Source organism: Variovorax sp. UC74_104 (assembly GCF_044055375.1).
Lineage (GTDB): Bacteria > Pseudomonadota > Gammaproteobacteria > Burkholderiales > Burkholderiaceae_C > Variovorax.
This window is the reverse complement of sequence record NZ_CP171978.1, coordinates 3,906,594-3,925,256: the sequence shown is the minus strand read 5'-3', so window position 1 is coordinate 3,925,256 and position 18,663 is coordinate 3,906,594. Positions and strand designations below refer to the sequence as shown.

Below are 18,663 nucleotides of genomic sequence, written 5' to 3'. Positions count from 1 at the left end.
AGAGAACAACACCCCCCGTGCAGCAAGCACTGCATCGACGAGAAGACAAGTCAAGGAGCCCACCATGCAACCAGTTGCCCACCCCATCGGCGTCCTGCTCGTGGACGATCACCAGACCATGCTGTGGGGCCTGTCCAGGCTGATCGATGGCGAGCATCCGCGCATGAAGGTGGTGGGCACGGCCCGTTGCTGCGAGGACGCGGTGGCGACATCGGAAAGCCTCGCGCCCGACGTCATCGTGCTCGACCTGGACCTGGACGGCCACTGCGCCCTCGACATCCTGCCCAAGCTCGTGTCGAACGCGGGGTCCCGCGTCATGGTGCTCACGGCGGAGCGCGAACAGCGCACGCTCGACCTCGCGGTGCTGCACGGCGCGCGCGGCGTGATGCGCAAGGACGCCCCGGCCCAGGAGGTGATCGACGCCATCGAACGCGTCTACAACGGCGAACTCTGCGTCGACGCCCAATCCATCGGCCGCGTCTTCTACGAGCTCACTGCAGTGAAGAAGCCGCAGAAGGCCGACCCCGAGGCCGCCAAGCGGGCCAGCCTGACGCAGAAGGAGCGCGAGATCATCCACACCGTCGTCGCCGGCAGCGGCGCCTCCAACAAGGCACTGGCCGCGAAGCTCTTCGTCACCGAGCACACGCTGCGCAACCACCTCACCTCGATTTACCAGAAGCTCGGCGTGGGCAACCGGCTCGAGTTGTACATCTATGCGGTCAAGCACCAGCTCGACGCCGCCCCGCATTGAAGAAAAAAAGAGAAATGCTGAAAGCCCTGCGCGCCGGAGGCCGGCGCGCAGGGCTTTCAGCTTTTGACAGACAGAAAACGCTCAGGTCCCAGAAAGCATCGGCATGACCATCCGGATGATGCGGATCACGGCCGGCGTCAGGATCACCAGCGAGATGCACGGAAAGATGCACAGCACCAGCGGCAGCAGCATCTTGGTGGGCACCTTGGCCGCCTGTTCCTCGGCGCGCACATGGCGCTTGTGGCGCAAATCCTCCGAGAACACGCGCAGCGACTCACCGATGCTGGTGCCGAAGCGGTCCGCCTGCGCCAGCATCGTCGCGAAGGTGCCGATCTCCTCTACGCCAGTGCGCAGTGCCAGGTTGCGCAGCGACTTCTCGCGCGTGGCACCAGCGCGCATCTCCAGGTTGGTCCAGTGCAGTTCCTGCGCCAGTGCCTGGCTCTTGACCTGGATTTCGTCCGTGACCTTGGTCAGCCCGGCATCCAGCCCTAGCCCGGCTTCCACGCACACGAGCATCAGGTCGGCTGCATCCGGAAAATTCTCGAAGATCTCGCGGCGGCGCGAACGGATCATCAGGCGCAACACCAGGTTGGGCAGGTAGCACCCACCCAGTGCCGCCACGGCGAGCCACAGCAGCATCACCGTGCTGTCTTCCGCAGCTCCCGTCGCCCTCAGTCCAACGTATGCCAGCGCGGCAAGGCCCAGCGGCAGCAGCGTCTTCATGCCGAAGTACACGAGGTAAGCATCCGGATATCGAATGCCCGCGTTCAGGAAGCGCACGCGCAGCGGCGACAGCTCTGCGTCGTTGGTGGGCGACGAGAGCTGCGCGAAGGGCCCGACGAGCTTGACGGCGGTCTCGGTCCAGGCCGACTTGCCCGCCGGCATCGCCACCGCCTGCAGGCGCTGCTCGGTGCGCGTGGGAGACAGCCAGACGGCCAGTCCGATGATCGCAAGCGACACGGCCAGGAAGACGAGGATGGGAAACAGCATGGTCATGGCCCTTCTCCTTCAGACGCGAATCTTCACGATCATGCGCAGCAGCACGACGCCCACGAGCATCACCACCAGCATGTACTTGAGCACCGTCTGGCCGATCGGGTCGGTCCACAGCGGAGCCATGAATTCGGGATTGAAGACGTTCATGAGTGCCGCCAGCGCGAACGGCATCAGCCCGAGGATCCAGGCCGACAGCCGCCCCTCGGAAGACAGCACCCGCACCCGTGCGAGCAGCTTGAGCCGGTCGCGGATCAGCCGGCTGAGGTTGCCCAGCACCTCCGTCAGGTTGCCGCCCGAATCGCGCTGGATCAGCACCGACACCACGAAGTAGCGCAGGTCGGTGAGCGGCACGCGCTCGCTGAGGTTGGTCAGGGCCTGCTGCAGCGAGACGCCAAAGTTCACCTCGTCGGCGACCATGCGGAACTCCCCCGCGATGGGCTCGGCCATCTCCTCGCCGATCATCTGCACGCCGCTGGCGAACGAGTGCCCCGCACGCAGCGCGCGCGTCACCAGGTCAAGCGCCTCGGGAAGCTGCTTTTCCATGCGGGTCAGCCGTCGGCTGCGCTGGCGCTGTAGGTAGAGCGCCGGCAGTATCGCCAGGCAGCCCCCCACCACCAGCGCCACAAGAAGCGACTGGTGCACCATCGTCATCATGGCGAAGAACCCGAGCACGCCCAGCACGCAGGAAACCAGCAAGAAGCTGGAAACCGTCCAGTCCAGCCCCGCCTGCAGGATGAAGCGGTCCAGCCGGTGCGCGCGCGGCAGCGCCAGCAGCACGCGCTGCATCCAGGGAACCTCGCTGAGCATGCGCTCCTTGACCAGGTGGGCCTGCGGCGTGCGGTCGATCGCCGCCGAGAACGCCTGCAGCCGCTTCTCGATCTTGCGCGCCTCGGGCCCCTTGTAGGAGCGCCACAGCATGTAGAGCCCCTCGAGCATGAGCAGCACGGTCACGAACACCAGCACGGTGATGGTGATGAGGGTGTCCCCCCAGGTTGTTGAGCATGATGGTCTCCTGTTCCTTGGCTGGTCAGGTCATTCGTAGTGCTTGTCGGGGTCGAACATCGTGTCCGGCAGTTCCACGCCGTAGGCATGCAGCCGCTCCGCGAACTTCGGCCGCACGCCCGTCGCGCGGAAATGCCCGCGCACCTGGCCGTCGGGACCCATGCCGGTCTGGTGGAAGTTGAAGATCTCCTGCATGGTGACCACTTCGCCTTCCATGCCGGTGATCTCCTGGATGCTCGTGACCTTGCGCCGCCCGTCCACCAGCCGCAGCACCTGCACGATCACGGTGATGGCCGATGCGATCTGCTGGCGCACCGTGCGGTGCGGCAGGTTCAGGTTGGCCATGCCGATCATGTTCTCCAGCCGTGCCAGCGCGTCGCGCGGCGTGTTGGCGTGGATGGTGGTGAGCGAGCCTTCGTGGCCGGTGTTCATGGCCTGCAGCATGTCGACCGCCTCGGCGCCACGCACTTCGCCGATCACGATGCGGTCGGGCCGCATGCGCAGCGCGTTGCGCACCAGCGCGCGCTGCGTGATCTCGCCCTTGCCCTCGATGTTCATCGGCCGCGTCTCCATGCGCGCCACGTGCGGCTGCTGCAGCTGGAGTTCTGCCGCATCCTCGATGGTGATGATGCGTTCGCTCGGCGGAATGAAGCCCGAGAGAATGTTCAGCAGCGTGGTTTTGCCGGCGCCCGTGCCGCCGGAAATGAGCATGTTGACCTTCGCCTGGGCCAGGCCCTCGAGCATCTGCGCCATCTGCGGCGTCAGCGTCTTGAGATCGTTCACCAGGTTCTCCATGCGCAGCGGGATCTTGGCGAAGCGGCGAATCGACATCATCGGCCCGTCGAGCGCCACCGGCGCAATGACCGCGTTCACGCGCGAACCGTCGGGTAGCCGCGCGTCGACCATAGGGCTCGACTCGTCGATGCGCCGCCCCACCAGCGAGACGATCTTGTCGATGATGCGCAGCAGGTGCTTCTCGTCGGTGAAGCTGACGTTGGTCAGCTCCAGCCGGCCCCGGCGCTCCACGTAGATCTTCTCGTGTGAGTTGACCAGGATGTCCGAGACCGACGGGTCCGCCATCAGCAGCTCGATGGGGCCGAAGCCGAGCATCTCGTGCTGGATGTCGCGGATCAGCGTTCGCCGCTCGATGTCGTTGAGCGCCTCCGGTTCCTCCTGCAGCAGCCGCGTGGTCATGGTCGAGATTTCCTGGCGCAGCACGTCGGGCTTCAGGGTTTCGAGCGCCGCTAGGTCGAAGCGCTCGAGTAGCCTCAGGTGCATGCGCTCCTTGAGCAACTTGTAGGCGTCCGAGGCGAAGGGCGACACGGCCTGCTCGGCGGCCTGCCCCACAGGCCGCGCGGCGGCACCGGCGTCGGTTTCGACGGCATTGAGCTGTTCTCTGAATGACATGGGGACCTGCCTTGCTGTTGAATGAAATGAATGCTTGTCCGTTGGCGGTGCCCGCTTACGCGCGGCGGAAAAGCCGTCCGATGAAGCCGGGCTCCGCCTCCTGCCGCGGGCTGAGCGCGTGCGCGATGTCCGCCAGCTTTTTCGCGAGCGCGCCGTTGCGCGACATTTCCGCCAGCGGCACGCCGCGGTTGATGCACGCATCCACGTCCTTGCCACCGTCGGGCACGATCGTGAGCGTCGCCCCCACCAGCGAGCGGCGCATGTCCGAAAGTCCGATCTCCCCGCCACCTACGCTGCGGTTCACCAGCAGCTCGACCTTGCCGGGCGGGTAGCCCAGCGACTTGAAGACATGCATCAGCCGCGTCACGTTGCGGATGTGCGGCAGGCTGGGCTGCAGCACCGGAAAGATGCGGTCGGCACGGTCCAGCACGCGGATCGAGAGCGTGTCGATGCGCGGGCCCAGGTCGAACAGCACGAAGTCGTACATGCCCTGCGCAACATGCAGGATCGCGTCGATGTGCTCCGCCTTCACGTCCATCGCACGCGAAATGTCCTCGGGTGCCGGGAGGATGCTGAAGCTCGGCGACACCTTCGCCACGCTTGCGGAAAGCAGCGAAGCGTCGAGCCGGCCGATGTCGCGGGCCACGTCCGCCATCGTCGAGGAGGGCCGCAGGTCGCTCACGTAAGACAGCGCATCGCCGAACTGCAGGTTCAGGTCCACGAGCAGCACCGAGCGCTCCTTCGAGAGCTGGTGCGCGATGTTCGTCGCAAGGAAGGTCGCCCCGCTGCCGCCCTTGCAGGGCATGAACGCCACCACCTGCCCCGGCGCGCGCGCTTGGGCGCCAGCCATCTTGTGCGCGATGCGCTCCACGGCGGCTTCTAGTGCAGCTGTGTCGGCGGGCGACGGCAGCACCTCGCGCACGCCCGCGCGCATCGCGTGGAGCAGGAACTCCGGTGTCTGCATCGCGCACAGCAGCACCACCGCGATCGACGGATGTTGCAGCGTGAGCTTTTCCACCAGGTTGAGTTCCTGCGGGTCGCAGCACATGCCGTCGACCAGGAGCAGATCCGGCGCCGCCTTGTCGACGACCCACTGCATCCGGCTCTTGCCGCCCTCGAACAGCGACACGGTGTGCGAGCGTGCCTCCAGCACCTTGCGCATGTCCTGCAGATGGCTGGCATTGGGGGAAATGATGGAGATCTTCATGGTCTTGCCCGTTGCGTTGGTGACTGGATGGCTATGAACAGATAGCCGGGCTGTTCGGGTCCTTGCGCATGACCTCGCGCGGCAGGTAGGTGGGAAAGCTCGGCATCGCGATCAATGGCCCGGCCGCGCCCGCGATCGGCGAGATCCATTGGTAGTTGAGCCCGGTAATACTCACGGTGACGCCCTGGCAGGTCGAGGCAGTGCAGCCCGATGGCGACCACACCACCGACACCGAACTGATCTGAGGCAGCAGCGCCTTCATGCGCGCGAGCACAAGGGCCTGCTGGGCCGTGTCGTCGCACACCACCGCGTACCTGGCCCCGGCGCGGGTTGCTTCCTGGGCTGCGTTCCAGGTGAAAAGCATGCGTGCAAAGTCGACGATGCCCAGCGTGAACATCAGGAAGATGATCAGGCCCAGCGCGAACTCGACCGTAGTCGCGCCGCGACCACGGCGAGCGGAGCGGTTGCTTCTTCTCATGATGGCGCCCTCATGCTGGCGGTGATGTCGCTGAAAGCGATGTTGCCGTTCGCATCCGCGAAGGCGACGCCCATCACCGAACGGAACAGCGAATGGAAGGAGTAGCCGGTGACGCGCACCGTGACCGTGGTGATGATCGGGTTCGCACCGGCCGACTGCCAGGTGCAGCAGCTGGCGGCCGGCACGTTCGACAGGCTCAGTCCGCGCGCCAGCGGCGAACCGGTGCCGGCCGTGTTGCCGTACACGATCAGGTTGCGCGCCTCGGTGATTTTCGTTCCCGGCGTCTGCACCGACAGGTAGCGCACGGCGTCGCGCGTCGACTTGACCACTGCGTTGTACTCGTACATCGCGCGGCCGAACTCGGTGGTGATGAAAGTCAGCAGCAACAGCAGCGGAATGATCAGTGCGAGTTCGACCAGCGCTGCGCCACGCTGCATGCGACGGAACTTTTTCATGGCGTGCTCCTTTCCTCTCATCTCACGAGAACAGGAACCAGCGGCCCCGCCGTCCCGCCCGCCAGCCCGCTGGTGGTGCAGGGGCTGCCGGTCGCACCGGCGTTGCCGAGGAATTCCAGCTGCACGTCGGTCATCGGGATGCTCAGCGGCTGCAGCATCAGCATGCAGAGATAGTCGATCACATGGTTGCCGCCGTCGATGACCGGCACGGTGACGAAGCGGCGATCCAGGCCGTATTGCATGTGTCCTCCGCTGACGTTGCCCGGCGCGGCCAGGTTCTGGAAGCTGTTGAGCGAGAGCCCGGTGATCGATTCGCAGCTGTTCGCGCCCTTCACCTTCGTACCGGTGTCCGCGCACGACGCGAAGGCCGCGCGCTTGGTCACGTAGTTCTGGCCAGTCCCGGAGCCCGGGGCGGGGCCGTTGTAGGCGTTGAACTGCGCGGGCCAGTTGAGCGATGTGTAGGCGTAGCCGGTGTAGTCGGGCCGTGCCGTACTCGGGTCGCTGCTGTTCTTGTAGATGCCGAAGCGCTGGTTCCACACGTCGGCCACGGAGGTCTGTACGCCTGGCGTGCCCACCGTGTCGCCGACCTTGGCGCCGCATCGGCCGTTGAGCTCGGCTTCGGTCTCCGACGCGCTGTTGCTGCCGTCGAGATTGGCCCAGCCGATTTGCCCGCCGGCGGCGGCGTTCTGCGCCATGATGAGCGTCACCCACTCGCCCACGACGAACCCATAGTTCGGTGCCGTGCCACCGGCCTTGGGCTTCGCTGCGACTGGAATGGGGCATGCGCTCTGTGCGCTGGCACGGGTGGCGACCGCGCTCGCGGCAACGCTGCGCGTCGCGGGATTTCCTGCGGTGTTGCCCGAGAACGGACCCATCGCCTTCATGAGCCAGATGTTGATGTTCGCCTGCGTATGCGCGCACTGGGCGTAGCGTGCCGCGGCGGGCACCGTGGTAACGGCGTAGGACGCGTCACGGAACGTGATGTCTGCCGCAACGATCTGGCCCTGCCCGCCCCAGGTGCTCGATTGCATGTTCACGCGGTTGGCATTGCCTGCCGTCTGTCCCGCGCTCACGGCTCGCGTGAGGGCCGTGCTTTGCCCATCGAGCTCGCGTGCCGCTGCAAGGGCGCAGCTGTCGACCGCCGTCTGCAGTTCGGTTCTCACGACGAACAAGTGGCCGAAATCGAGCGCGATGCCCATGAAACCCAGGAGAAACAACAGGAGCAGCGCGGCGGTGACGATCATCGCGCCACGCTGGCGGTGATGGGGACGATTGGCTTTCATGATCGGTCTTCCTGTTGGACGATGGAGAAGACGTCGTCTGCTTTACATGCAACCGGAGCCGCTCAGGCAGACGGCAACCCGGGCGACGGCGGAGTCGAAACCTGCCGCAATCAACATCGGCTGCAGCGCGAGCACCAGTGCAATGGAGACGATGACGATGATCAGCGCGCACTCCACGACACGGGCACCGCTTTCGTCCTTCAGGAGTTTCTTGAACATGGTGATGACCTCGGCGCTTGTGGAGAAACAGTCATGTGGAACCGGGAAAGCGTGGGGCGAAGCGAGCTGGAAGGCCCGCTCCGCTCCCCTCCCCGAACGCCACTTAGACGCAGGGACCCGGCCCGTTCAGGCACACGTTCAGGCGACTGATGAAGTTCGTGAAGGGTGCCCCGCTGGCAAGCAACTGCAGTGCAATAACCAGCGCAATGGAGACGACGGCGATGATCAGCGCGTACTCCACGACTTGAGCACCGCTTTCGTCTGTCAGGAATTTCTTGAACATGGTCATGACCTCGGTTCGTTGTGGAGAAAGAGCCACGTGAAAGCGAACGAGAGGGTGGAACGAAACGGACCGGAAGGCCCGGCTCGCTCCCCTCCCCGAACGCTGCTTACACGCACGGCCCCGGCCCGTTCAGGCACACGTTGACGCGACTGATGAAGTTCGTGAAGGTTGCGCCCGTGGTGAGAGCCCTCAATGCAATGACGAGCGCGATGGAAACGACCGCGATGATCAGTGCGTACTCGACGACCTGTGCGCCTTCTTCCTCGAGCATGAAGCCGCGTGTCGATTGGCCGATGGCCTTCAGAAAGTTTTTCATGGTTCTTTCCTTTCAAGGTTTGAACGGTTGGAAATCAGGTTGAAAAAGCGGGTGGGGAAGAAAGTTCGTTTCGATTCGTGGCGCTCTCCTTTCCATGAGAAGACTGATGTGGAACGAATCCGCGAAACGCGGCCTGTCACTTCCCCGATCCGCTGCCGATGCCGCCACCGATGTTGATGACGTTGACCGCAGGCGGCGGCGTCTTGTACGACTCCTGGTACTGGTGCATCGCCTCGCGCGATGCGCGCCCGTCCATGCCGGTGACGGGGTCGCCGTTCTTGCCGGCGTTCGGGTTGATGGTCATCTTCTTCTTTGCGTCCCGCACCGCGTCGCCGAAGCGCGCGTCGTAGTTGGGCGTGACGGTCGAGCAGCTGGCGCCGAGAAGGCAGACGAGCCCGACGGTGATCGATCTGATGATGAACATGACGGTGCTCCTCACGGGGTTTCGCTGGCGGGGGCGGCCGGGGCCGGGGTCGAGCTCTCGAGCGCGCCGTTGAGATAGACCTCGGCACGGCTCGGAACGACGTGGTTGTCCGTCGGCACCCGCGGCGACTCGGCCAGCGGACGCACCAGGCGCGGCGTGATGACGAACATCAGCTCGGTCTGCTCGTTCTGGAATTCGGTGCTGCGGAAGAGCGCGCCCATCACTGGCACCTCGCCCAGTCCTGGATAGCGTTTGACCGACTCCGTCACGTTGGCCTTGATGAGCCCGGCGATGACGAAACTTTGTCCGTCGTTGAGCTGCACGGTGGTGTCCGCGCGCCGCACGGTCAGCGAAGGCAGCACGGCCGTGACACCTCCGACAGTGGTGAACGGTGAACCGGTCTGAGACAGGTCGGACACCTCCGACACCATCTTGAGGTTGACCCGGTCTCCATTGAGCACGGTCGGGGTGAACTTGACCCCGATGCCGAATTCCTTCTCCTCCAGCGTGATGTTCGTCCCGCCGCCGCCCGCGGCGCTCTGTGCCACAGGGATGAAGATCTTGCCGCCCGACAGGAAGCTGGCCTGCTGTCCACTGATGGCCATGATGTTCGGCTCTGCGAGGATGCGCACGAGCCCGTCGTCCTTCTGGCCGTCGATGGTCAGCGAGGTCCGCCCGATGCGCAGCGCCTGCGCCAGGCCGGCGCCGGTGCTCAGGAAATTGGAGATCAGCGAGTAGTTGTTCAGGCCGCCGTTGCCGGTGCGCGCAATGCCCACGCGCGAACCCAGCCGGTCGAGCAGCGTCTTGCTGACCTCGGCGATCTTCACCTCGAGCATCACCTGCTGCGGCGTAGCGACGCGCAGCAGGTTCACCACCTTCTTGCCGTCGGCGCCGTAGGCCGAGGCCAGGCTGATCACGTCGTCGAGCTTGAGCGCGTCGCTGATCTCGCCGGTGAGCACGATGGACTTCTCGGCGCTGCGAACGCGGATGCGGCGCTCGTCGGGCATCAGCTCGGCCAGCTTGGCCTGCAGAGCCAGCGGATCGATGGTGACGATCACGTCCTTGATGTAGCAGGTGCCGTCGGCGCTTTGCAGCACCACGTTCATCGAGCCCGCCTGGCGGCCGCGGAAGAACAGGTCGGTCGGGCTCAGCAATGTCACGTCGACATCCGCGACGCCGTCACCGCTGTTCGCGTTCGCAGCCTGGGCCTGGGCGGGCTGCATGCCAGCCGGCACGGCTGCCGCCGCGGCGGCAGGCACAGGGGCCCGGGCGGGCGGCTGGCCGCTGACCACGATGCGCACCACGCGCGCCTTCAGCGGAATGACCACCGACTTGCCCAGCACGGCCTGGGTCGGCTGGTCGTCGGGAATGATGGCCGTGCAGCGGCGGCTGCCGCCCGGGCCGGCGTTGCCCGTCGCAGCCGCGGCGGCGGCTGACGTCGAGGAGACTGCTGCCGCGGGCATGGCGCCCGTGGCCGAGGCGGTTGCCGCGACCTCCGCGGCCATGGCGGGAGTCGCCGCGGTCGCGAGGGTCGCCAGCAGGCTGGCGAGTTTTGTGGAGATATGGCGCACTTGGTGTTCCTCCTGTCGTTTGGGTTCAGAAGCAGGTGAGCGAGCTGCCCGAGTGCTGGATCACCTCCACGCACTGGGAAGCCGGCTGTGCGGCGGGGCCTGCGTGACGGGCACGCGGGCGGGCGGGAGCCGGCGCCGCGGCGGTGGAGACCTGCACGATCTCCTTCGCGCCGAAGAGCTGGCCCTTGGTGATTCCGTCGGTGGCAACCGTGGTCTTGTCCATCTGGTTGCGAAGCACCAGCGACAGGGTTCCCACGCTGCGGGCCAGGTCGAGCTTTTCGGAGTCCTCGAGCGAGAGCTCGAGGGTGACGGCGCTCACGACCTTGGGCTTGGTGTCGTCGCGGTTGGCTTCCTGCGCCACCGCCAGCACCAGCACCTTCTCGAGCACGGTCTTGCTGATCTGCAGCGCTTCTTCGCCGCGGCCCTTGTCCTGCTGGGCGTTGACCATCACGTCGACGTAGTTGCCCGGCAGCGCGAAGCCCGCCACGCCCACCACGTCGTTGACGCGCACCGTCATGGCCCGCTTGCCGCTGGCGATCACCGCAGAGAGTCCGCCCTGCGTGCCCACCGGGGCCAGCTTGCCCTCCATGAGCGCCTCGCCGCGCAGCACGCCGACCTTCACCACGCGGTCCTGCAGCGCCTTGATGTCGCTGAACGAGCCGCTGGGCACCGAGCCGCTGGGCCAGTCGACGGTGGTGAGCATCTGAGCGTTGACGCGGCTGCCCAGTTCGATGTCGACCGCGGCCACCACGACCTTGTTGGACGCGATGCCGCCTTGTCTGGAGATCCAGCCGGCCGCGTAGACGGCTGCCGCCAGGCCCGTCAGCAGGGCCAGCAGGATCAGCCCGATCGCCTTGATGTTCTTCATGTGAACCTCCGTCGCAGGTAAGGGATGAGAGGGCTAGACGTAGCCCAGCTGGTGCGCGAGCACTTCGATTGCCGTGCCCGCTGCGATGCAGATGCCGTAGGGCAGCTTCCCCACGGACTGGCTGGCATCGATTCGCCCCGAGGGGCGGATTCCGGCGATGCTGGAGAACATCACGCCCTGTGCGGCGTCCTTGACGTTGGCCAGCATGTGTCCGACGCGGCGGCGGTGGATGGCGAAGGCCATGGCCGCCAGGCCGCCCGCGATGAAGGTGAAGAGCACGGCCATCAGCGTCTGCTCTGGCCCGATGAAGGCGCCCGCCATCGCCATCAGCTTGACGTCGCCGGCGCCCATGACCCCGATGACGTAGAACGGCACCATCGCCGCGAAGCCGACGCCCAGTCCGCCGAAGGCGCTCGCCGCCCCGGCCATGGGCGTGCGCGCGGCCATCGTTCCGTAGACCAGCGCGAAGAGCGCGCCGCCGAAGGTCAGCCAGTTAGGAATGCGGTAGAAGCGCCAGTCGCTGACCGCGGCCACGGCGAGCAGCGCGAAAAGCGCGACTGTGCGCACGTCGGTGGCCAGCATCGCCAGCAGTTCGAGAACGGCGTCGAGTTCTTGCATGATGGGCTCCACGGGTTCAGGCGCTGCGCCGGATGGCGAGCATCAGCAGCATGAAAACCACCATCACCAGCGCGCCGATCAGCGCGAACTCCATGAACGACATTCCCGCGTCTTCGCGCAGAAGGTTCATGAAGGTCGTCGGCAGCAGTGCGAGCGGTTCCATGCAGATTCCCCGGTTGTCGTTGCCGGCCCGGACCACCTGTTGCCCGGCATGGGCAGAGGTGTTGGGCCTTGGGGATGACTGTAGGAATCGCGCCGTTTCCGCACATGAGCAAGGCGCCCTTTTGTGAGGGAGTCAAATCCCCCGTGCGCGCGGGCTCCCGGGCATGACAAAGCACCCGGGACGCGGCGTGACAAGCGGCCGATGGCCGAACGGCCTATGGCCGCCGCCGTGCCGCAGGAAGGGAGCTCAGGGAATGCTGCGCGCGACCACGCCGAGATCGCGCCAGGCCTCGGGGTGGCAGCTGAAGATCAGTATCTGGTGGCGGGCCGCCGCGTCGTACAGCACCCGCTTCATCTGGCCCAGGCGCTCTTCGTCCGTGTTCACCAGAGCGTCGTCGAGGATGAGCAGGGTCGGCTTGCGCGCTTCCTGCAGCAGGTCCGCGTAGGCCAGCCGGGCGACCACGCCCATCTGCTCGCGTGCGCCCACGCTGAGTTCCTCGAAGGCGCCGCCCTGGACGCCGCGCAGCCCTTGCCGCGTGATGCGGCCCGGCGAGAGGTCGTCGCCGACCTCCACCTGCGCGCCGGGGAAGAGGATCTGCAGGTAGTGGTCCAGATGCTTCTGCAGCGGCGCGCGCAGGCGCTGCGCCAGCGCCGAGCGCTTCTCGCGCAGCAGCTTCAGTAGATGGTCGAGCGTCCTCGCCCGCCGTTCGAGTTCCGCGCAGCGCCGCGTGGCGTGTTCGAATTCGCGCCGCGTTTCCGAGGCTGCTTCTTCCTGGCCCAGGGCGCCCCTCGCCTCGAGCTCGGCTTCCAGCCGGGTGATCTCGGTGGCCCGCTGGTTGTGCGTGGTTTCCGCCTGCCGCACGCTGCGCTCCAGCCGCTCCACGTCCTGCGCGAGCACCGGCAGGTTGATGGTCTGCAGCTGCCGGGTGAGTTCGGCCACCTTGTCCTGGACGGCCGACTGCTGCGCGAGAGCATCGGTCAGCGCGCCGCCGGCTTCCGCCTTCCTGCCGGCCCTGGCCGGATCTTCCAGCGTGGCCTTGACCGCCGCGAGCTCGTCCTCGGCAGCCTTGACCTGCTCGCGTGCATTCCCGGCCGCCACCTTCGCGTCGTTGAGCGCGGCGGATGCCGCTTCCAGCGCGGCGCGCGCAGCGAGTTCCTGCGACTCGGCCTGCGCGCTCGAGAGCGACTCGGCATCGTTCATTGGCGCGGGCGGCATGTCCTGCAGCGCCTTCCTGGCTTCCGCGAGACGGGCCTCGCGCGTGGCCATGTCCGCGGCGAGCGCGCCCAGCCCCTTGGGCGCCAGGGCAGCGAGCACGGCCTCGGCCGCTGCGGCTTCGCTCTTGCGCAGCGCCTGCTGCCGCACGCGTTCCTCGACGGCGGCGAGGCTTTCGGCGCGCAGGCCCTGAAGCAGCGCCGCGAGTTCGTCGCGGGCGCGGCCGTGCTCATTGGCCAAGCCATCGAGATCCGCGCCGCCGGGCAGCACGCTGATCCGGCCGACACCTTCGATCTCGATGTCGGTCCGGGAGATGACGGTCTGGCGCCGAGCACCGCCCAGCTCCACGCCGGCCACGCGGACCTTCGCCGTGGGCTGCAGGTCGAACTCCAGCGCGGTGGCCACGGCGTCGAGCCGGGCCTGCGCGGTGCGAAGCGTCTCCGCGCAATGGCGCAGGCGCCTGAGTTCTGCTTCGGGAACCGCGAGCGCTTGCGCCTCGGCCTGCAGTCGGGTGACTTTCTCCTGCTCGCTTCGTGCCTTCTCGTGGCTTTGCCGGAGTGCGTCGAGCTGCTCGGAGAGGCTTTCGACGGCCTTTTCCTGCGCGATGCGCGATGCCGCCTGCCGCGCCAGGCGGAGGTTCTCGCGCGCGGCGGCATCGGTTTTCACCGCTGCGGCCTGACGGGGTTCCCAGGCCTGGAGTTCGCCGAGGGCCCGGGCAAGGCCTTCCTGCGTCGCCTGCAGGTTCTTCTCGCGCTGGGCGAGCGTCGCTTCCTCGCGCTCCATCGCCTGGAGCTGGGTGCGCCACGAGCTCACCTGGGCGCCGATCTGCTTCAGCGCGGCCTCCTGCGCGGTCTTCTTCTGGTCCAGCCCCCTGGCCTCTTCCAGCCGCTGCTGCGCGACGACGAGCTGTTCGCGCAATGCCGTCCATGGTTTCGCTGCCTCGTCGCGCTGGTGGTCGCGGCGCAGGCCGGAAAGGCGATCCACGCCCGAGCGGTAGGACTCGACGTCGGCAAGCAGTTCTTCCAGCTTCTTTTCGAGTTCCCCGCGCAGCTTGTTGGCCTCGGCGAAGGCGCCGCGCGGAACCCCCGTGCTTTGCGTGAGCAGCTCGTTGCGCTCGGCCTCCACCGCCTTCAGGACCGCGTCGCCGTTGCTGGCAGCCAGTTCGCCCAGCGATTCGCCGAGCGCGTTGCGCAGGTGGTCGCTGGCAAAACCCACCGCGCTGGCGATGTCGTGCGAAGTGCCCTGCCTGATCCACAGCAGGCCCGGAATGCCCATGTGCTCGGGCGTGCTGGCGCCCTTGCCCGGAAACCGGAAGCCCAGCAGCGCCGCCAGGTGGTCTTCGGCCACCGCGCCGTCCATGGTCCTGCCGTCGATCACCAGCTCGCAGCGCTTCTTGCCCAGGAAGGCCTTGGTGAGCCGGCATGGCTTGCCGTCGAGTTCGAAATCGACTTCCACCATGGGCGTGGCCGAACTCTCGCCCCATGGCCGCAGGTGCTCGACGGCGCTGGAGCGGTGCCGCTCGAAGAAGGCGGCGCGTATCGCCTCGGCGACGGTGGACTTGCCCGATTCGTTGGGAGCCGCGAAGAGGTTCAGCCCGTCCGTGAAGCCGTCGATTTCGAACGGCGCGCGAAACAGCTTGAAGTTCTCGATGCGAAGCCGCTGCAGCTTCATGCTCATGCGCTGGCTCCCGCGTGCGAAGAACCCTGTTGCGCGCCGAGGATGCGTGCGAGCGTGAGCAGCGCGTCGCGTGCCAGTTCCGCATCGGCGTCGCCCTGCTGCTCGCGCAATGCCTGCAGCGCCTCGCCGACGAAGCCGTCGGCGTGCAGCGCCTGGATGTCGTCCTCGGTCGGCTCCAGCCGCAGCGCCTCGCCGTCCCACACCAGCGCGCGGGCCCTGGCGCGGGCTGCATCGAGCGCGGCGCCCAGCCGGTCGTGGCCGGCAAGGTCGCAAGTGCCCTGGGCGCGCAGCTGCAGCACGTCGCCGTTTCCGATCTGCTCGAAGCTTGCGCACCAGCTCGTCGATGTCGGAAGGCACCGCGAGCCGCGGCTCCCACTGCTGCCAGTCGAACTGGCCCACGCGCACCGGCTCGACCACCGGTACCGCGCCAGCGCCCTCGATGCCCACGAGCAGCGCCTGGCCCGAATCGTTGGCCCGGAAGCGGTCGGTCTCGGGCGTGCCCGCGTACCAGGTGCGATCGTCGATCCGCCGCGTGCCGTGCCAGTCGCCGAGCGCGAGGTAGTCGAGCCGGGCCTGGGCCGCGCGCCCGGCGGCGATGGGATTGGCCGAGTCGATGTCCTCCGGCAGGATGCCCTGCACGCTGCCGTGCGCGAGGCCGATGCGGGGCAGGCTTTCGTCTTCCAGCTCCGCGGTGGCGAACCACTCGGTGAGGTCGCCGTAGGTGTGGCGTTGCGTGAGCGGCGCGGGCAGCAGCGTGAACTTGCCCGCCACCACGTGGGGCCTGGGCTCCAGGCAGCAGGCGATGTTCGGCGCGATGGCCCCCCAGCCGCTGCGCGCGGCTCCAGACGGATTCGCTCAGTGCCGAATCGTGATTGCCGGGGATCAGCAGCCAGGGCCCCGCGAAGCCCTGCATGGCGTTGAACATGCGCCGGATGGTCTTGTCCGACACCGTCTGCAGGTCGAACACGTCGCCCGCGACCAGCACGGCATCGACCTTGCGCTCGGCCGCGATGGCGGCCAGCCGTTCCACCGCCTTGAAGCGCGCCTCGAACAGCGCGGCGGCGTCGTCGGGTTCGAATTGGGAGAAAACGCGGCCGATCTGCCAGTCCGCGGTGTGGAGCAAAGAAATCATGCGTCGTGGCCCCCTTTGCCTACCGCGTCTGCATACGTCGTTCGAGAAGAGTGCGCATCTTAGATGGCGCGCTCCGGGTCCGACGTCGACCGCCGCCCCGTGCGGGGCCCGACGGGCTAGGCAGTGGAGTCGGCCGTCGCTGCGCACTCTTCCAGCAGCGCGGCCGCCTGGGTGGCCTGCGCGACGATCTGCGCGCGCAGCGGCTGCCAGTCCAGGCTGAACGGCGCGATCAGGAACCACTGCGTGGTCAGGGCCAGCGCGCTGCCAAGAACGAGGAACACCCAGTGCACGACTTCCATCTACGCCCCCATGTATACAGAATCAGGAGCGGAAGTCTGCGTACTTCGCGGGCGTCGCGGTATCGCCAATTCGGGGGATGCCGTTCGCCAGAGCAGGACGCCACGGGCAAGGACGCGCGCGAACGCGTCCGGCCCGGCCCTTCCTACCGTGCCGGCAGGTACTGGCGCGGATCGACGGCATTGCCGCGGTAGCGGATCTCGAAGTGCAGCCTGGCGCGTCCGGCGTCCGGGCTGCCGATCTCGGCGAGCTTCTGGCCCTGCTTCACCTGCTGGCCCTGCTTGACCTGAACCGAGCGCAGGTTGGTGTAGACCGACATGTACGAGCCGCCGTGGTCGACCATGACCACGCTGCCATAGCCGCGCATCGTTTCCGTCACCGCCACCTTGCCCGCGCCGATGGACGCCACCGGGTCGCCGGTGTTGCCGCCGATGTCGATGCCCTTGCTGCTGCTGCCGTTGAAGCCGGTGATCACCTGGCCCGGCGCGGGCCAGGCCCAGTCGCTGCGCCTCGATGCGGGCGGCGCGGCCGGCTCCGGCGCCACGGCCCTGGGAGGCTTGGGGCGCTCGGCACGTTCGGGACGTTCCGCGCCCGGGCTCCTGCCCGCGGACGGCTCGGGCGATGCCCCGGAAGAAGCGCCGCCGCCCGGCGGCACCACGCGCAGCACCTGTCCTGCTTCCAGCTTGTCCGGGTCCTGCAGGTTGTTCCAGCGCGCGATGTCGCCCGGCGAACGGCCAGACTTCGACGCGATGCGGTAGAGCGTGTCGCCCGGCTGGACGACGTATTCGCCCGGCCCTGCCACCGGTGCCTTGGGCGACGTGGAGCACGCCGCCACCATCAATGCCGCGGCCAGCACCACGCCGGCGCGCCAGTTCCTTCCTGTCACAACAACCACTAGCGGATTCCTTCCTGGATGACCTGGATCTCGCGCGCCCCGGTGTCCCGTGGCCGCGCTCGAAGAATCCGGAAGGCTACCAGCAGTGGCCGGGCGATCGGCCGGCCGCGGGGTTTTTCGCGCGCGTGCGCCTGGCGATGCACATCAGCGACAGCGCGCTGGAGGGCGCGCCGGGGTCGCGGCCCGACAGCAGGCTGCCCAGGCGGTATTTCCACTGCATCGGTCCGGCCTCTCCGTCCAGGACCCGGGCTCCCGCCTGGTGGTTGTGCGGATGCACGCGCACCTCGAAGCCAAGCGGCGCAAGCGTGGCCTCGAAGAACTCCCTCGTCACGCCATCGCCGGGCCGGTGGTGTATTGCCGTGCGCAGCCACCACGACTGCCGGCTGCCGGTCTTGTGGACGCCGCGCCCCATCGCCCGGTAGACCCACAGGCGCATGTTCCACAACAGGCGGGCCAGTCCGCGGTAGTCCCAGGCCGTCAGTTGGGGATCGTGGTCGGTGATCAGCAGGCCGCCGGGCTTCACCAGGCGGGCGCCTTCCTCCAGCACCGCCTTCATGTCGTCGCAGTGATGCAGCGTGGCATTGATGGCGACGATGTCCGCCACCTGCGAGCGGAACGGCGTGTGCGCGGCATCCGCCAGCACCGCGATGTAGCCCTCGATCGCGGCAAGCTCCAGCGAGCCCGCTGCCACGTCGACGCCAATGAGCAATTTCGGCATGCCGCCCAGCGTTGCGAAGACATTGCCCGGCCCGCAGCCCAGGTCGATGACGACCTTGTCCGTCCAGTCGCCACAGGCGGCCAGCCAGCGGCGGCGGAAGTGTTCGTCCCGGTGGCAGGAGCCGAGATATTCCCGCGCCCACGCCTCATTGCCGAAGTAGATCGCGTTGGCTGTCAATGCATCCGAATTACCGGGAAGAATTGATTCCAGATAATGGCCGCGGCGCTCCGGAACTACATCGGGTAATAGGATGTCGCCGAGCATTGTCAGGACCTGGTGAATTGGATTTGGCGCGAACAGCGCATCCTCACCAGTTTTTTCAATTTCCTGATTTTGTACAGATATTTCTTATACGGTTACAGGCATCGGCAATTCATAACAGTCGGCTCCGGGAGGATGTTTCATTTTTCGACACACTTCCGGTGCACTTTCCGCCTCGCTCGCAAGTGAAGCGAGGCCCGCGCCCGAGACGGCGGCGCGGCGGCCCGCCGAGGCGCCCCTCGCCCTCGTTTCCCTCGTGCCGCCCCCTTGCTTCGCCTGAAGTCTCCCCAGGAGTACCCCTCCTCGACCGCGCTCTTGCGGCACCCGAGATGGGCCGCCGGACCGCTTTTTCACCATCGATGGCGCATCAGTTACCTCGTACTGGACGATTCGGGTAGTACGTTTCAGAAATAACATTATCCAGTTGTAA

Annotated in this window: 20 protein-coding genes and 1 pseudogene; 1 reads left to right on the top strand and 20 read right to left on the bottom strand. The window is 67.0% G+C overall.

What is annotated here, in order from left to right; translation table 11 throughout:
- The first annotated feature begins 64 nt into the window (after window positions 1–64).
- The gene (locus ACHMXA_RS18435; protein WP_395316095.1) at window positions 65–751 is read left to right on the top strand and encodes a response regulator; all 687 of its coding nucleotides are present in this window, start codon (window positions 65–67) and stop codon (window positions 749–751) included.
- Window positions 752–832: 81 nt separating this feature from the next.
- Here ACHMXA_RS18435 and ACHMXA_RS18430 read toward each other — a convergent pair whose 3' ends face one another.
- From ACHMXA_RS18430 to ACHMXA_RS18335, 20 genes and pseudogenes are all read right to left on the bottom strand, one after another.
- Entirely contained in the window at window positions 833–1,747 is a 915-nt protein-coding gene (locus ACHMXA_RS18430; RefSeq protein ID WP_395316094.1) for a type II secretion system F family protein, read from the bottom strand.
- Window positions 1,748–1,759: 12 nt separating this feature from the next.
- Window positions 1,760–2,710, bottom strand: coding sequence for a type II secretion system F family protein (locus ACHMXA_RS18425; protein ID WP_395316093.1), 951 nt, complete (start codon window positions 2,708–2,710; stop codon window positions 1,760–1,762).
- Window positions 2,711–2,779: 69 nt separating this feature from the next.
- Window positions 2,780–4,156, bottom strand: coding sequence for a CpaF family protein (locus tag ACHMXA_RS18420; RefSeq protein ID WP_395316092.1), 1,377 nt, complete (start codon window positions 4,154–4,156; stop codon window positions 2,780–2,782).
- Between the two features lie 55 nt (window positions 4,157–4,211).
- A complete protein-coding gene (locus ACHMXA_RS18415; protein ID WP_395316091.1) occupies window positions 4,212–5,363 on the bottom strand; it encodes an AAA family ATPase in 1,152 nt (383 codons plus the stop codon).
- Window positions 5,364–5,394: 31 nt separating this feature from the next.
- A complete protein-coding gene (locus ACHMXA_RS18410) occupies window positions 5,395–5,841 on the bottom strand; it encodes a TadE/TadG family type IV pilus assembly protein (protein WP_395316090.1) in 447 nt (148 codons plus the stop codon).
- The gene (locus tag ACHMXA_RS18405) at window positions 5,838–6,296 is read right to left on the bottom strand and encodes a TadE/TadG family type IV pilus assembly protein (protein ID WP_395316089.1); all 459 of its coding nucleotides are present in this window, start codon (window positions 6,294–6,296) and stop codon (window positions 5,838–5,840) included. The genes ACHMXA_RS18410 and ACHMXA_RS18405 overlap by 4 nt, the downstream gene beginning before the upstream one ends.
- A 17-nt stretch (window positions 6,297–6,313) precedes the next feature.
- Complete coding sequence (locus tag ACHMXA_RS18400) at window positions 6,314–7,579, bottom strand: pilus assembly protein TadG-related protein (protein ID WP_395316088.1); 1,266 nt, start codon at window positions 7,577–7,579, stop codon at window positions 6,314–6,316.
- Window positions 7,580–7,621: 42 nt separating this feature from the next.
- Window positions 7,622–7,798 carry a Flp family type IVb pilin gene (locus ACHMXA_RS18395; protein WP_395316087.1) on the bottom strand — a complete coding sequence of 59 codons (177 nt, stop codon included), beginning with the start codon at window positions 7,796–7,798 and terminating at the stop codon, window positions 7,622–7,624.
- Between the two features lie 103 nt (window positions 7,799–7,901).
- Complete coding sequence (locus ACHMXA_RS18390; protein WP_395321319.1) at window positions 7,902–8,081, bottom strand: Flp family type IVb pilin; 180 nt, start codon at window positions 8,079–8,081, stop codon at window positions 7,902–7,904.
- Window positions 8,082–8,187: 106 nt separating this feature from the next.
- Window positions 8,188–8,397: a Flp family type IVb pilin gene (locus ACHMXA_RS18385; protein ID WP_056518492.1), complete on the bottom strand. Its 210-nt coding sequence runs from the start codon at window positions 8,395–8,397 to the stop codon at window positions 8,188–8,190.
- Between the two features lie 136 nt (window positions 8,398–8,533).
- Window positions 8,534–8,821 (bottom strand): hypothetical protein, encoded by a 288-nt coding sequence (locus ACHMXA_RS18380; protein WP_395316086.1) that lies wholly within the window; start codon window positions 8,819–8,821, stop codon window positions 8,534–8,536.
- Window positions 8,822–8,832: 11 nt separating this feature from the next.
- Complete coding sequence (locus tag ACHMXA_RS18375; RefSeq protein WP_395321317.1) at window positions 8,833–10,326, bottom strand: type II and III secretion system protein family protein; 1,494 nt, start codon at window positions 10,324–10,326, stop codon at window positions 8,833–8,835.
- Between the two features lie 91 nt (window positions 10,327–10,417).
- Window positions 10,418–11,260: a Flp pilus assembly protein CpaB gene (gene cpaB, locus ACHMXA_RS18370; RefSeq protein ID WP_395316085.1), complete on the bottom strand. Its 843-nt coding sequence runs from the start codon at window positions 11,258–11,260 to the stop codon at window positions 10,418–10,420.
- Between the two features lie 33 nt (window positions 11,261–11,293).
- Complete coding sequence (locus ACHMXA_RS18365) at window positions 11,294–11,878, bottom strand: prepilin peptidase (protein ID WP_176664059.1); 585 nt, start codon at window positions 11,876–11,878, stop codon at window positions 11,294–11,296.
- Between the two features lie 16 nt (window positions 11,879–11,894).
- A complete protein-coding gene (locus ACHMXA_RS18360) occupies window positions 11,895–12,041 on the bottom strand; it encodes a hypothetical protein (protein ID WP_176664058.1) in 147 nt (48 codons plus the stop codon).
- 246 nt (window positions 12,042–12,287) lie between these two features.
- On the bottom strand, window positions 12,288–14,930 hold the full coding sequence (locus tag ACHMXA_RS18355; RefSeq protein ID WP_395316084.1) for an AAA family ATPase: 2,643 nt from the start codon (window positions 14,928–14,930) through the stop codon (window positions 12,288–12,290).
- Window positions 14,927–16,062 (bottom strand): annotated as a pseudogene (locus ACHMXA_RS18350) (exonuclease SbcCD subunit D). The gene ACHMXA_RS18355 and the pseudogene ACHMXA_RS18350 overlap by 4 nt, the downstream one beginning before the upstream one ends.
- Before the next feature lie 116 nt (window positions 16,063–16,178).
- A complete protein-coding gene (locus ACHMXA_RS18345) occupies window positions 16,179–16,361 on the bottom strand; it encodes a hypothetical protein (protein WP_176664056.1) in 183 nt (60 codons plus the stop codon).
- A gap of 143 nt (window positions 16,362–16,504) precedes the next feature.
- On the bottom strand, window positions 16,505–17,254 hold the full coding sequence (locus ACHMXA_RS18340; RefSeq protein WP_395316083.1) for a peptidoglycan DD-metalloendopeptidase family protein: 750 nt from the start codon (window positions 17,252–17,254) through the stop codon (window positions 16,505–16,507).
- A gap of 76 nt (window positions 17,255–17,330) precedes the next feature.
- Entirely contained in the window at window positions 17,331–18,236 is a 906-nt protein-coding gene (locus ACHMXA_RS18335; RefSeq protein WP_395316082.1) for a class I SAM-dependent methyltransferase, read from the bottom strand.
- Between the last annotated feature and the right edge of the window lie 427 nt (window positions 18,237–18,663).

Bases quoted from the DNA above. Each gene is read 5' to 3' on its own strand.
- ACHMXA_RS18435 (WP_395316095.1), top strand. From the start codon at position 65: ATGCAACCAGTTGCCCACCCCATCGGCGTCCTGCTCGTGGACGATCAC.
- ACHMXA_RS18430 (WP_395316094.1), bottom strand. From the start codon at position 1,747: ATGACCATGCTGTTTCCCATCCTCGTCTTCCTGGCCGTGTCGCTTGCG.
- ACHMXA_RS18420 (WP_395316092.1), bottom strand. From the start codon at position 4,156: ATGTCATTCAGAGAACAGCTCAATGCCGTCGAAACCGACGCCGGTGCC.
- ACHMXA_RS18415 (WP_395316091.1), bottom strand. From the start codon at position 5,363: ATGAAGATCTCCATCATTTCCCCCAATGCCAGCCATCTGCAGGACATG.
- ACHMXA_RS18410 (WP_395316090.1), bottom strand. From the start codon at position 5,841: ATGAGAAGAAGCAACCGCTCCGCTCGCCGTGGTCGCGGCGCGACTACG.
- ACHMXA_RS18405 (WP_395316089.1), bottom strand. From the start codon at position 6,296: ATGAAAAAGTTCCGTCGCATGCAGCGTGGCGCAGCGCTGGTCGAACTC.
- ACHMXA_RS18400 (WP_395316088.1), bottom strand. From the start codon at position 7,579: ATGAAAGCCAATCGTCCCCATCACCGCCAGCGTGGCGCGATGATCGTC.
- ACHMXA_RS18395 (WP_395316087.1), bottom strand. From the start codon at position 7,798: ATGTTCAAGAAACTCCTGAAGGACGAAAGCGGTGCCCGTGTCGTGGAG.
- ACHMXA_RS18390 (WP_395321319.1), bottom strand. From the start codon at position 8,081: ATGTTCAAGAAATTCCTGACAGACGAAAGCGGTGCTCAAGTCGTGGAG.
- ACHMXA_RS18385 (WP_056518492.1), bottom strand. From the start codon at position 8,397: ATGAAAAACTTTCTGAAGGCCATCGGCCAATCGACACGCGGCTTCATG.
- ACHMXA_RS18380 (WP_395316086.1), bottom strand. From the start codon at position 8,821: ATGTTCATCATCAGATCGATCACCGTCGGGCTCGTCTGCCTTCTCGGC.
- ACHMXA_RS18375 (WP_395321317.1), bottom strand. From the start codon at position 10,326: ATGGCCGCGGAGGTCGCGGCAACCGCCTCGGCCACGGGCGCCATGCCC.
- cpaB (WP_395316085.1), bottom strand. From the start codon at position 11,260: ATGAAGAACATCAAGGCGATCGGGCTGATCCTGCTGGCCCTGCTGACG.
- ACHMXA_RS18365 (WP_176664059.1), bottom strand. From the start codon at position 11,878: ATGCAAGAACTCGACGCCGTTCTCGAACTGCTGGCGATGCTGGCCACC.
- ACHMXA_RS18360 (WP_176664058.1), bottom strand. From the start codon at position 12,041: ATGGAACCGCTCGCACTGCTGCCGACGACCTTCATGAACCTTCTGCGC.
- ACHMXA_RS18355 (WP_395316084.1), bottom strand. From the start codon at position 14,930: ATGAGCATGAAGCTGCAGCGGCTTCGCATCGAGAACTTCAAGCTGTTT.
- ACHMXA_RS18345 (WP_176664056.1), bottom strand. From the start codon at position 16,361: ATGGAAGTCGTGCACTGGGTGTTCCTCGTTCTTGGCAGCGCGCTGGCC.
- ACHMXA_RS18335 (WP_395316082.1), bottom strand. From the start codon at position 18,236: ATGCTCGGCGACATCCTATTACCCGATGTAGTTCCGGAGCGCCGCGGC.